We start from the raw sequence: 12238 nt of genomic DNA, 5'->3' as shown, positions 1-12238 counted from the left end.
GCGTGAACGAGGTGACGGATGCCGCGGCATCCGACTCACGCCGACGGTGCCGGCAGCTGCTCGTCCTCGTAGACGTTGAAGCGGTAGCCGACGTTGCGCACCGTGCCGATGAGCTGCTCGAGATCGCCGAGCTTGGCGCGCAGGCGGCGGACGTGCACGTCGACCGTGCGGGTACCGCCGAAGTAGTCGTAGCCCCACACCTCGCTGAGCAGCTGCTCGCGGGTGAACACCCGGGAGGGGTGGGTCGCGAAGAAGTGGAGGAGTTGGAACTCCTTGTAGGTGAGGTCCAGCGGGCGGCCGTGGACCTTCGCCGAATACGACGACTCGTCGATCGTGATGCCCGAGGTCTGGATGCGGGTCGAGACCTGATCCTTCGAGACCCGTCCGACGGCGAGTCGGATGCGGGCGTCGACCTCGGCGGGGCCGGCGCTGACCAGCACGACGTCGTCGATGCCCCAATCGGGTGAGACGGCGGTGAGCCCGCCCTCGGTGACGACCAGGAGCAGGGGTGCGTCGAGGCCGGTCGTCGTGAGGATCTTGCACAGCGACTTGGCGGCGACGAGGTCTTTGCGCGCATCGACGAACACGATGTCCGCGTTCGGCGCATTCACCAGCTGGGCCGCCTCGGCCGGGATCTGGCGCACCCGGTGGCTGAGGAGTTCGAGCGCGGGCAGCACGGAGTCGCCGCCGGCGGCGGAGCTCAGGACGAGCAACTGTGCCAAGGGGGACCCTCCGGTGCGGACTCGGAACCGCGTCTTATCTTAGAGGTTCCCTCGATGCGTGCAGCGACGCGGCCCGTCGGCGCTCGCCGCGCGGTGCAGCGGGACCGTCGGTGCGTCACAATGGGACGCATGACCGCGCTCGAGATCCTTCCCCGTCGGCGGGCCGCCGGAGTGTTCGCGGTCTGGGTAGCCGCAGCGCTCGTCGCCCTCGCGGTCGGCGTCTTCGTCGAGCCGGACTGGCGCGGCGCCTGGCTCCTGGTCGGCCTTGGATTCTGCTTCTTCCTGGCGTTCGCGGTGCAGCTCGCGTCGGGGCGGTCGCAGGGGTTCATCGTCCGGATCGCCGCCAGCGTCCTGGGCGCCCTGCTGGTCATGGGGCTCCTCGGTGCGGGCTTCGCGCTCGCCGAACTCTTCGCGGGCTGACGCTGCGGCATCACAGGGCCGCGACGGCTTTTCCGGCCGCTAAAGTGGACGGCATGGATCTCGTCGCACTCGAACTCTTCTTCGTCGGGCTGCTCGGCCTCGCATCGCTCGCGATCGCGTTCGTGTCCGGCGTCGTCGTCTGGAACCTCTACCGCGGTCAGCGCTGACACCGTGATCGATCTGCCGACCGACCTTCCGGCTGATCTGGTCCCGCTCTCCTGGCTGCTCGGCGTCTGGGAGGGCACCGGCGTCCTCGAATACGACGCGCAGGGTCGCACGATGTCGGGCGAGTTCTCCCACCGGGTGAGCTTCAGCCACGACGGCGGCGACGCGCTGAACTACGCGGCATCCGCCTGGTTCGAGGATGCCGACGGCCGCCGCCGCGACCTCGTCGCCGAGACCGGCTACTGGCGGCTGTCCCGCCCTGCGACCGAACAGGATGCGGGGCCGGCGCTGCTGCCCGCTCTTGCGCCGCGCACGGAGGCGCGCACGGTGCACGACGTCGAGTCCCTGCGCACCGCGGAGGACGGATTCGAGATCGAGGTCGCCCTGGTGCACTCCGACGGCATCAGCGAGCTGTACCTCGGACAGGTGCGCGGACCGCGCATCGACATCGCCACCGACGCGATCGTCCGTCCGGCGGGCGCGAAGGAATACGGTGCCGCGACACGGATGTACGGCCTCGTCGACGGGCATCTGCTGTGGGCGTGGGACATCGCCGCGCTCGGCTCCGACCTGTCGTCGCACGCCTCCGCACGCCTCGCGAGGGTGCAGTGAGCGCCGACACTTTCGCCGGCGTGCCGGGCGCCGTCATCGACGAGCGCGGACTCGCTCACCTGGGGAGCCCGGTCCGCGAACAGCGTGACCTCGCCTCCGGTGCCGCAGTCGCGCCCCTCGCCGATCGGGCGGTGCTCACGGTGTCGGGCGAGGACCGGCTGTCGTGGCTCGATTCGATCACCTCGCAGGCGCTGACCGCCCTCGCGCCCGGTGTCGGAACCGAGCTGCTCGTGCTGGACCCGCAGGGGCACGTCGAGCACGCGGCATCCGTCGTGGACGACGGGGAGCGCACCTGGCTCATCGTTGATCGCGACCGTGCCGAGGCGCTCCTCACCTGGCTCACCCGCATGCGTTTCCGCCTGCGTGTCGACCCGCAGGACGGCTCCGCGGACTATGCCGTCGTCGGTGGGACGGCCGCGGCGGTCGACGACCTGGGTGCCGCCGTCGTGTGGCACGATCCGTGGCCCCGCGTCAGCCCCGGCGGCTGGGGGTACTCCCCGGTCGAGCCGCACCCCGGTGCCGAGCGCGACTGGGCCGAGGCGATCGTGGCCCGGTCATCTCTCGACGACCTCGCCGCCGCGGCGGAGCGGGGTGAGGTCCGACTCGCGGGGTACCTCGCCGTCGACGCGCTGCGCGTCGCCGCGTGGCGTCCCCGCGCGACGACCGAGGCCGACGGGCGGACCCTCCCGCACGAGGTCGATTGGCTGCGGACGGCCGTCCACCTCGACAAGGGCTGCTACCGCGGGCAGGAGACCGTCGCGAAGGTGCACAACCTCGGACACCCGCCGCGCCGCCTGGTGGCGCTGCAGCTCGACGGATCGGATGCCGACCTGCCCGAACCCGGCGCCGCCGTCCGGCTGGACGGCGCGGACGTCGGGGCGGTCACCTCGGTCGCCCGCCATCACGAGGAGGGTCCCATCGCCCTCGCGATCGTGAAGCGCTCCGTCCCGGTCGACGCGGCGCTGACCGTTGCTGTCGCCGACGGCGAGATCGCTGCCGCTCAAGAGGTCGTCGTTCCGCCGGATGCCGGGCGTGCGGCATCCGTCCCGCGTCTGCCCCGGCTGTCGCAGCGCCGCTGACGATGGCGCCCGAGCCGACCACCACGGTTCCGGTGCCCACCGCCCGGAGGTATCCGCGCGAGGGATGGGCGCGGTTGCGCGGGTCCGCCGTCGCGATCGTGCAGCTCGTCGTTGCCGCGAGCGCGGCCTTCTCCATCGCGCACTACGGGCTCGGCCACCCGGCCCCGCTGATCGCGGCGACCGTCACCATCTCGAGCCTCGGCCTTGTCCGTGACGCCCGGCCGTGGCGCGTGCTCGAGACCGTCATCGGCATGGTGCTCGGGGTGCTCGTCGCCGAGGCGGTCGTCTTCGCCGCCGGGAGCGGATGGTGGCAGCTCGCCCTCACGCTGACGGTCAGTCTGTCGATCGCCCGGTTCGTCTCGCCGCAGGCGGGATTCGCGATCGCGGCGGCGATCCAATCCATCATCGTGGTCGTCGTCCCCGCGCAGACACCGTTCCTCCGCCTGCTCGACGCGCTCATCGGCGGAGCGATGGCTCTGCTGGTCACCGCCCTCATCCCGCGCAGCCCGCTCCGCACGGCCCTCGCCGACGCGACGCGGTTGTTCGCCGATTTCGAGAACGCCGCCGGCACCGTCGCGCAGGGGCTGCGCCGAGGCAGCCGCGTCCGCGCCGAGCGGGGGCTCGAGAAGGCCCGCGACCTGCAGAGACGCGTCGACGACTGGCGGGTCTCGGTGGAATCCGGTGCCGCGATCGCCCGCATCTCACCGTTCCTGCGCCGCCAGCGGTTCGAGCTCGCACGCTTCGAGCGGATGCGGCAGGCGATGGACCTGGCAGTGCGCAACCTCCGTGTCGTCGCGCGACGCTCCGTCTACCTCGTCGACGACGGCCGTGAGCGCGACGTCGCCGCCGACCTGCTGCTCGAACTCGTGCGGGGAGCGGGCCTGGTCGCCTCCTCCCTGACCGACATCTCGTACCAGCCGGCGGCGCGCGAGGTGCTGTCGGCCGTGGCCGCGAGACTCGACCCGGTGGCGCTCGTCCCCGACGGATCGCTCGGCGACCAGACCCTCATCACCGCGCTGCGGCCGCTCGCGACCGACCTGCTCTGCGCGACGGGGCTCAGCCCCGACGACGCCCGCGCGCGCCTGCCGCGGGTCTGAGCCCGGGCGGCTCACCGAGGGGCGACCGTCTCCCACGGCAGCGTCAGCTCACCGAGTCGCCACCGTGTCCGCCCCCCGATCGGCCATCCCGCCGCGACGAGCGCATCCAGTGCCGCCCGCCACCGCTGCACCGGACCGAACGACGACGCGGCGACCGCCCGGGTCCACTCCCGGTCGAGCGCGGACAGCACGTCGTGGACGCGCTCCCCGGGTACGTTGCGGTGGATGAGCGCCTTCGGCAGCCGTTCAGCGGCGACCGCGGGGGAGTCGAGCTCCGCGAGCCGCAACGAGATCGTGAGCGAGCGAGGCGCGGCATCCGGTCCGACCTCGATCCAGGTCGAGATCCTCCCCAGCTCGTCGCAGGTCCCCTCGACGAGCATGCCGTCCGGGCGCAGTCGCGCCGCCATGCGCTCCCACGCGGGGGGTACGTCCGCCTCGTCGTACTGCCGCAGGACGTTGAACGCGCGGATCACCGCGGGCCGGCGCCCGCCCGGCACCGGCACCTCGAAACCGCCTCGTGCGAACGACACGTGTGCGTCCGCGGCGAACACCCCCGCACCCGCACGGACCCGCGCCAGCTGGGCCCGGGCGCGCTCCACGCGCGCCGGCTCGATCTCGAGCCCGAGCACCTCCACGTCGGGGCGCACCCGGCGCACCCGCGCCTCGAGCTCGAACGCGGTGACCCCGCTCGCGCCGTAGCCGAGGTCGACCACGAGCGGGTCGGCCGTCCGGCGGAGGACCGCATGCCGTGCGATCCAGCGGTCCACGCGACGGAGGCGATTGGTGTTCGTCGTCCCCCGGGTCACCTGTCCGACGACGGGATCGGAGCGCGTCATGACCCCATGATCGCATCCGGCGCGCCGGTAGGATTGCGGGCATGACAGCCCCCTACACCTTGATCCTCCTCCGGCACGGCCAGAGCGAGTGGAACAAGTCGAACCAGTTCACCGGTTGGGTGGACGTCCGTCTCACCGATCAGGGCAAGGCCGAGGCCCAGCGCGGCGGCGAGCTCCTCAAGGAGTCGGGACTGCTCCCCGACATCCTGCACACCTCGGTGCTGTCGCGCGCCATCCAGACGGCGAACATCGCCCTCGACGCCGCCGACCGCCTGTGGATCCCGGTGAAGCGCTCGTGGCGTCTCAACGAGCGTCACTACGGCGCCCTACAAGGCAAGGACAAGGCGCAGACGCTCGACGAGTTCGGCGAGGAGCAGTTCATGCTGTGGCGCCGCTCCTTCGACGTGCCGCCGCCGGACATCTCCGACGACGACCCCTACACGCAGGTCGGCGACGTGCGCTACGCCGACATCGACGGCGAGGTGCCCCGCACCGAATCGTTGAAGATCGTCATCGACCGCCTCCTGCCCTACTGGGAGAGCGAGATCGTCCCCGACCTCACGACCGGCAAGACCGTCATGGTCACGGCCCACGGCAACTCGCTCCGCGCGCTCGTGAAGCACCTCGACGGCATCAGCGACGACGACATCGCCGAGCTGAACATCCCCACCGGCATCCCGCTCGTGTACCGCCTCGACGAGAACCTCGTCCCCCTCGGACCGGGCGAGTACCTCGACCCCGAGGCTGCCGCTGCCGGCGCCGCGGCCGTCGCCTCGCAGGGCAAGAAGTAACCCGCCTCCGGCCGGGAACACGAAGAGCGGATGCCTCGCAGCATCCGCTCTTCGTCGTTCGGGCGGTCAGACCTCGAGGTCGACGCCCTCGGGGTCGGCGGCCCAGGTGCCGGTCGCGAGGTACGAGACCTTCTTGGCGACCGACAGGGCGTGGTCGCCGAATCGCTCGTGGTAGCGGGAGGCGAGGGTGGCGTCGACGGTGGCGGATGCCTCGCCCTGCCAGTTGTCGCTGAGGACCTTCTCGAACACCGCGAGGTGCAGCGCGTCGAGCTGGTCGTCGAGCTCGTGCAGACGGTTCACGAGCGAGAGATCCTCGGTCCGCAGCAGGTCGGCCAGCGTACGGGCGACCTCGGTGTCGATCTCGCCCATCTTCGTGAACGTGTTCTTCAGGCCCTTGGGCACGGCACGCTCGGGGAAGCGCATGCGCGTCAGCTGCGCGATGTGCTCGGCGATGTCGCCCATGCGCTCGAGTGAGGCGCTCACGCGCAGGGCGGCGACGACGATGCGCAGGTCGCGCGCGACGGGCTGCTGGCGGGCGAGGATCTCGATGGCGAGCTCGTCGAGCTCGATCGCCTTGTCGTCGATCACCTGATCGTTGTCGATGACGTCCTCGGCGAGGGCGACGTCGCTCGTGGCGAAGGCACGGGTCGCCTTCTCGATCGCGACGGTCACGAGCTCGGAGATCTCGACGAGACGGGTCTGCACGTCCTCGAGGGACTGATGGAAAACTTCGCGCATGGAGCACCTTCTCTTCGTGCGGGCGGGTAAGGGGCGCGACTGTCGCGCAAAGACCTCGGCGATCCTCCCGCGCTCAGGTTAACGGTCGGTGCCGACACGGTGAACACTCGGCGGTGACCGACATACGGGCCGATATCCGTCCGATTGCGGGGGTGCGCCCACCCTACGCTGGGGACATGGATTCGACGCAGCTCGAGCTGCTGGCGCTCGTCGTGGGCCTGCTCGTGGGCGGCGGTGCGGCCGCACTCGTGTTCTACGCGGCTCGGTCGCGCGAGCGCACCCGGCTGGTCACGTCGACCGAGCTGCCCGAGGGCACGGCATCCGTCCTGCAAGCCATGGACGACGCTGCCGTGGTCGTCGATCCGTCGATGCTCGTGCTGGCGGCGTCCGCGACGGCGGAGGTCTTCTCGCTCCGCGTGGGGGAGAGCCTCGACGCCGACCGCCTCCGCGTCCTCGTGCGCAGCGCGCGTCAGACGGGCGTTCCGGCGACGGAGAACATGACTCTGAACCGCGGTGTCGAACCGCGCGTCGTGGCGGCCCGCGCCAGTGTCATCACCCCGCGCCTCACGCTCGTCGTCATCCGCGACATCACCGAGCGCGAGCGCGTCGAGCAGATGCGACGCGACTTCGTCTCGAACACCTCGCACGAGCTCAAGACGCCCGTCGGCGCCGTCACCCTGCTCGCCGAGGCGATCGAGTCGGCCGCCGACGATCCCGATCAGGTCCGCCACTTCGTGCGTCGGCTGAGCGCCGAGGCGACGCGGCTCGGCCAGCTGACCTCGCGGATCATGAACCTGTCTCGTCTGCAATCCGCCGATGAGATCGCCGAGATGCGCGACGTGTCCGTCGACGAGGTGGTGCGCTCGGCGATCGAGTCGCTCGCCGTGACCGCCGAGTCGGCCGATATCACCGTCGCCCGCGGCGGCGACCGCGGCCTGTTCGTCCGCGGCGACCGTCAGATCCTCGTCGAAGCGGTCAGCAACCTCCTCGCCAACGCCATCGCGTACTCGCCCGCCGGCGCCCAGGTGGGTGTGGGCGTACGCGAGGCGGACGGCGCGGTCGAGATCGCGGTGGCCGATCACGGCATCGGCATCCCCGAAGACGACCAGCAGCGCATCTTCGAGCGCTTCTATCGTGCGGACCAGGCGCGCTCACGCCGCACCGGCGGCACGGGACTCGGCCTCGCGATCGTCAAGCACGCCGTACAGCGACACGGCGGGTCGGTCGACCTGTGGTCCCGTCCGGGGCGGGGGTCGACGTTCACGATCCGCCTTCCGCTCGTCACCGTCGACACCTCCACACCCCGTAAGCCCAAGAAGAAGAAGATCGGCGCGAAGGCGCCCAGCCGAAGGAAAGTCTCATGACCCGAGTCCTGATCGTCGAAGACGAACCCGACCTCGCCGATCCCCTCGCGTACCTGTTGCGCCGAGAGGGGTTCGAGGTCGAGATCGCCGAGGACGGCGGCGTCGCCCTCGACGCCTTCACCTCGCGGGGCGCCGACATCGTCCTGCTCGACCTCATGCTGCCCGGGATGCCGGGCACCGAGGTGTGCCGGGTGATCCGACAGACCTCGAAGGTGCCGATCATCATGCTGACGGCGAAGGACAGCGAGGTCGACATCGTCGTGGGGCTCGAGCTCGGTGCCGACGACTACATCACCAAGCCCTACTCCTCGCGCGAGCTGCTCGCCCGCATGCGTGCGGTGCTGCGCCGAGCCGACACCGACGAGCTGGATGTCGACGACCGGATCATCCAGGGCGGACGCGTCACCCTCGACATCGACCGCCACACCGTCTCCGTCGAGGGCAAGGAGATCTCCATGCCGCTCAAGGAGTTCGAGCTGCTCGAACTGCTCATGCGCAACGCGGGCCGGGTGCTCACACGCGGGCAGCTCATCGATCGGGTGTGGGGCAGCGACTATTTCGGCGACACCAAGACGCTCGACGTGCACATCAAGCGCATCCGGTCGCGCATCGAGACGAACCCGAGCGAGCCGGTCATGCTGCTCACGGTGCGTGGACTCGGCTACCGCTTCGAGGCCTGAGTCGCGCGCCAACGAGGCCCCGGGACGACGAAGGCCCCCACCGCGCGGTGGGGGCCTTCGTCGTCGTCGGAGAAGTCAGCCAGCCGGCGTCGCCGCGGGGGTCGGCACGAACTCCGTGTAGTAGGGGAGCGTCCCGTCGAGGATCGGGACGGCGACACGGACGCCTTCGCCTTCGCCCGACTGGAAGGACGCGTCGACGTCGGAGCCCGGCTTGCCGGTGTCGTCGAAGGTGAGCGGTGCGGTCGTCACCCCGAGGCTGACGGTGCTGTTGGCCGGCACGTTGACACGCTGCGGCTGGTCGGCGATCGAGACGTTGAGGACCAGGTCCTCGTCGGTGTTGTTCACGATGCCGGCGATCAGGTTGCCGAGGCTGCCGTCCTCGTTCGCGATGATCATCGCGTTACGGACCAGCAGAGGGCCGGAGTCGGGGACGTTGACACCGTCGGATGCCGAGTACTGGATCGTCGTCGCCTGCGGGGCGAGCATGTTGCAGCCGGTCGTTCCCAGAACGACGGCGGCTCCCAGGGCCAGGGACGCGATGAGACGCGATTTCACGGATCCTCCAGATGACACGAACGGCGACTCCCTCATCCTATGGGGTCGAGGCGACGGGGCCGGGCGGGGAGGGCGGCGAACTCTAGCGTATATCGCCTGTGGTATTCTGGAGGTTGCCGAAAGGACACAACTGCATGCTTTTTGAGGTTGGCGAAACCGTCGTCTATCCGCACCATGGCGCTGCGACCATCATCGAGGTCAAGGATCGCGTCATCAAAGGAGAGACGAAGAAATACCTGAAGCTCAACGTCACGCAGGGCGATCTCATCATCGAGGTTCCCGCGGACAACGTCGATCTCGTGGGCGTCCGCGACGTGATCGGCAAGGACGGGCTCGAGAAGGTCTTCGATGTGCTGCGCGCACCCTTCACCGAGGAGCCGACCAACTGGTCGCGTCGCTACAAGGCGAACCTCGAGAAGCTCGCGTCGGGCGACGTCATCAAGGTGAGTGAGGTCGTGCGCGACCTCTGGCGCCGTGACCAGGACCGCGGCCTGTCGGCCGGTGAGAAGCGGATGCTCGCGAAGGCGCGGCAGATCCTCATCTCCGAGATCGCTCTGGCCCTGAAGGCCGATGAGGACAAGGCGTCCAGCGTCCTCGACGAGGTCCTCGCCTCCTGAGACATCGAGAGAACGGCCGGCTACCCAGCCGGCCGTTCTTCGTTGTCTGCGGGGTGTGAGGCGTGCGGGCATCCGACGTGCACGCCATGATGTGGCCGTGACCACTCGCGCCGCACCCGCCGTCGTCGACCTCTCCCGTCGGGATCTCACGCTCGACCTCGCCCGGGTCGTCTGCGTCCTGTTCGTCATCGTCGTCCACCTCGTGCAGGTGGGCATCGGGCCCGGACCCGACGGTGCACTCGTCGCTTCGCGGCCCGCTGAGGAGCAGCCGTGGTTCGACGCCGCGACATGGGTCGGCCAGATCATGCCGCTGTTCTTCGTCGTGGGCGGGTTCGCTGCGGCGACGGGCTGGCGGTCGTGGACGACGAAGGGTGGTGATGCCGCGGGCTTCATCCGCACCCGCACGCTCCGCCTTGCACAGCCCGCGCTGCCGCTCTTCGTGTTCTTCGCGGTCGTCCTCGGCGCGGCGACGGCGGCGGGTCTGCCCGAGCAACTCGTGTCGGATGCCGCGGTGGGTGCGGGTTCGCCGCTGTGGTTCCTCGCGGCGTACCTCCTCTGTCAGGCCGCCGTCCCGTTCCTGGCCGCCTGCCACGCGCGCCGTCCTGTCGCGACACTCGTCGTCCTGGCGCTGGGTGTCGTCCTGGTCGACGGCGCGCGGTTCGCCACAGGCGTCGAGGAGCTCGGTCTGCTGAACCTGCTCTTCGTCTGGCCGCTCGTGCAGCAGTTCGGGTTCTGGTACGCCGACGGATGGTTCGACCGGCGGCATCCGCTCACCCTGCTCGGCATCGCGGCGGCGTGCTACCTGCTCCTCTGGCCGCTGACGTCGGTCGGACCGTACTCGACGAGCATGCTGGGCAACCTCAATCCTCCGACCGTGCCGCTCGTGGTCCTCGGCATCGCGCAAGCATGTCTGCTGCGCCTGCTCAAGCCCGCGCTGTCGCGCCTGATGGCGCTCCGAGTGATGCAGGGGATCGTCTTCGTGCTCGGGTCGAGGCTCATGACGATCTACCTCTGGCATCTGCCGGTCATGCTCGCGCTGACCGGGCTCAGCCTGCTGATCCCGGTAGCCGCGCCGACACCGGCGTCGGAGGCGTGGTGGTGGTCGCGTCCGATCCTCTTCGTGGTCGTGCTCGGCGTGCTGCTCGCCCTGTCGCTCGCGATCGCGCGCTGGGAGGCCCTCGGCACACTCGGACCGACGCCCTCGCGGGTCGTCGTCGCCGTGGCATGGATCTGCGCCTTCGTGCCGCCGTTCGCGGTCATGGAGTGGTTCCTCGACCTGCCGATCGCCGCCGCCGGGGCCGTCCTCCTCGCGGCCGCGGTGTTCCTCCTGCGGCGCCGCCCGCCGGCGCGCGCCTCGGTACGCTCGGAGGCATGAGTCTCATCCCCGTTCCCCGCGTTGCCGTCATCGTCGTCGCCGCGGGGTCGGGGCAGCGACTGGGCGCCGAGGCGCCAAAGGCCTTCGTGGGGATCGACGCGCACACGATCCTCCGCCACGCGCTGCACGGCGTGTTCGCGGCACCGCAGGCGCAGGTCATCGTCGTCGCCCCCGAAGACCGGGTCGGCGACGCGAAGACCGAGGCGCACCAAGCCGCCGGCGACCGTGTCGACCTGGTCTCGGTCGTCGCCGGCGGAGCGACTCGGCAGGCCTCGGTGTCCGCGGGGCTCGCCGCGGTCTGGCCCGACGTCGAGATCGTCCTCGTGCACGACGCCGCCCGCGCACTGACCCCGCCCGAGGTGTTCGCCCGCGTGATCGACGCCGTGGCCGCGGGATCTGACGCCGTCATCCCCGTCCTCCCCGTCGTCGACACCCTTAAACACGTCGATGCCGACACGGTCGTCGCTCCCGTCGACCGGTCGGTCCTCGCCGCGGCGCAGACCCCGCAGGGCTTCCGCCGTGCCGTGCTCGATGCCGCGTACCGGGATGCCGCAGCCGACCACACCGACGATGCCGCCCTGCTGCAGGAGGCGGGGACCGTCGTGCGCACGGTGTCCGGTGACGAGCGTGCGTTCAAGATCACGACGGCCGCCGACCTCGACCGCGCGCGGGGACTCGTGACCCCGCTCCCAGTCGCCACGTCCCCCGTCGCGGCGGCGATCCCGCGGGTCGGCGTCGGAACCGACGTCCACGCCTTCGGCGGCGAGGGCACACTCTGGTTGGCTGGCCTCGAATGGCCGGGGGAGCGGGGGCTGCAAGGGCACTCCGACGGGGATGCCGTCGCGCACGCGATCGTCGACGCGATCCTCGCCGCCGCGGGTCTCGGCGACATCGGCACGCACTTCGGCACGGATCAGCCCGAGTACGCCGGCGCGCACGCCGTGGCCTTCTTGGCGCGTACACGCGCCCTCGCCGACGAGGCGGGCTGGCGCATCGGTAACGTCAGTGTGCAGGTCCAGGCGAACCGGCCCCGGTTCGCGGCTCGCCGCACGGAGGCGGAGCGCGTGCTGTCCGAGGCGCTCGGTGCGCCCGTGTCGGTCTCGGCGACGACGACGGACGGCCTCGGGTTCACGGGCACGGGGGACGGCGTCGCAGCCTTCGCCGTCGCCGTCGTCGTCCCCGCCTGA

At 70.7% G+C, this 12238-nt stretch carries 14 protein-coding genes; 10 read left to right on the top strand and 4 right to left on the bottom strand.

The window, feature by feature from the left end; all coding sequences use genetic code 11:
* Positions 1-35: 35 nt before the first annotated feature.
* Entirely contained in the window at positions 36-722 is a 687-nt protein-coding gene (locus tag ACIGEP_RS13295) for a DNA-binding response regulator (RefSeq protein WP_396662113.1), read from the bottom strand.
* A 129-nt stretch (positions 723-851) separates the two neighbouring features.
* Here ACIGEP_RS13295 and ACIGEP_RS13290 point away from each other — a divergent pair, with 129 nt between their 5' ends.
* The 4 genes from ACIGEP_RS13290 to ACIGEP_RS13275 all read left to right on the top strand — a co-directional run bounded on the left by ACIGEP_RS13290 (position 852) and on the right by ACIGEP_RS13275 (position 4095).
* Positions 852-1142 (top strand): hypothetical protein, encoded by a 291-nt coding sequence (locus ACIGEP_RS13290; protein WP_396662112.1) that lies wholly within the window; start codon positions 852-854, stop codon positions 1140-1142.
* A 171-nt stretch (positions 1143-1313) separates the two neighbouring features.
* Positions 1314-1919, top strand: a complete 606-nt coding sequence (locus tag ACIGEP_RS13285; RefSeq protein ID WP_396662111.1) for an FABP family protein — start codon at positions 1314-1316, stop codon at positions 1917-1919.
* Positions 1916-2998 carry a YgfZ/GcvT domain-containing protein gene (locus ACIGEP_RS13280; RefSeq protein WP_396662110.1) on the top strand — a complete coding sequence of 361 codons (1083 nt, stop codon included), beginning with the start codon at positions 1916-1918 and terminating at the stop codon, positions 2996-2998. The genes ACIGEP_RS13285 and ACIGEP_RS13280 overlap by 4 nt, the downstream gene beginning before the upstream one ends.
* A gap of 32 nt (positions 2999-3030) precedes the next feature.
* A complete protein-coding gene (locus tag ACIGEP_RS13275; protein WP_396662109.1) occupies positions 3031-4095 on the top strand; it encodes an aromatic acid exporter family protein in 1065 nt (354 codons plus the stop codon).
* Between the two features lie 11 nt (positions 4096-4106).
* Here ACIGEP_RS13275 and ACIGEP_RS13270 read toward each other — a convergent pair whose 3' ends face one another.
* On the bottom strand, positions 4107-4931 hold the full coding sequence (locus ACIGEP_RS13270) for a class I SAM-dependent methyltransferase (RefSeq protein ID WP_396662108.1): 825 nt from the start codon (positions 4929-4931) through the stop codon (positions 4107-4109).
* 41 nt (positions 4932-4972) lie between these two features.
* Here ACIGEP_RS13270 and ACIGEP_RS13265 point away from each other — a divergent pair, with 41 nt between their 5' ends.
* Complete coding sequence (locus tag ACIGEP_RS13265; protein WP_396662107.1) at positions 4973-5722, top strand: phosphoglyceromutase; 750 nt, start codon at positions 4973-4975, stop codon at positions 5720-5722.
* A 66-nt stretch (positions 5723-5788) separates the two neighbouring features.
* On the opposite strand, the gene phoU is transcribed toward ACIGEP_RS13265, so the two are convergent.
* A complete protein-coding gene (gene phoU / locus ACIGEP_RS13260) occupies positions 5789-6460 on the bottom strand; it encodes a phosphate signaling complex protein PhoU (RefSeq protein WP_396662106.1) in 672 nt (223 codons plus the stop codon).
* Positions 6461-6636: 176 nt separating this feature from the next.
* On the opposite strand from phoU, the gene ACIGEP_RS13255 reads away from it, so the two are divergent.
* Positions 6637-7824, top strand: a complete 1188-nt coding sequence (locus ACIGEP_RS13255; RefSeq protein ID WP_396662105.1) for a sensor histidine kinase — start codon at positions 6637-6639, stop codon at positions 7822-7824.
* Positions 7821-8504, top strand: coding sequence for a response regulator (locus ACIGEP_RS13250; RefSeq protein ID WP_396662104.1), 684 nt, complete (start codon positions 7821-7823; stop codon positions 8502-8504). Before ACIGEP_RS13255 ends, ACIGEP_RS13250 begins: the two co-directional genes overlap by 4 nt.
* Before the next feature lie 75 nt (positions 8505-8579).
* Here the strand turns inward: ACIGEP_RS13250 and ACIGEP_RS13245 are convergent, their stop codons facing one another.
* Positions 8580-9059, bottom strand: a complete 480-nt coding sequence (locus ACIGEP_RS13245) for a DNA modification methylase (protein ID WP_396662103.1) — start codon at positions 9057-9059, stop codon at positions 8580-8582.
* 134 nt (positions 9060-9193) lie between these two features.
* Here ACIGEP_RS13245 and ACIGEP_RS13240 point away from each other — a divergent pair, with 134 nt between their 5' ends.
* The 3 genes from ACIGEP_RS13240 (at position 9194) to ispD (ending at position 12238) form a co-directional block, all read left to right on the top strand.
* The gene (locus ACIGEP_RS13240) at positions 9194-9676 is read left to right on the top strand and encodes a CarD family transcriptional regulator (RefSeq protein WP_064003134.1); all 483 of its coding nucleotides are present in this window, start codon (positions 9194-9196) and stop codon (positions 9674-9676) included.
* A gap of 97 nt (positions 9677-9773) precedes the next feature.
* Positions 9774-11051 (top strand): acyltransferase, encoded by a 1278-nt coding sequence (locus ACIGEP_RS13235; protein WP_396662102.1) that lies wholly within the window; start codon positions 9774-9776, stop codon positions 11049-11051.
* Positions 11048-12238 (top strand): 2-C-methyl-D-erythritol 4-phosphate cytidylyltransferase, encoded by a 1191-nt coding sequence (ispD, locus tag ACIGEP_RS13230; RefSeq protein WP_396662101.1) that lies wholly within the window; start codon positions 11048-11050, stop codon positions 12236-12238. Before ACIGEP_RS13235 ends, ispD begins: the two co-directional genes overlap by 4 nt.

The sequence above is a fragment of the Microbacterium sp. NPDC077663 genome (assembly GCF_044542795.1).
In the GTDB taxonomy this organism is placed as follows: Bacteria; Actinomycetota; Actinomycetes; order Actinomycetales; family Microbacteriaceae; genus Microbacterium.
The sequence above is the reverse complement of the archived record's forward strand: the minus strand, read 5'-3'. Positions and strand labels throughout refer to the sequence as shown.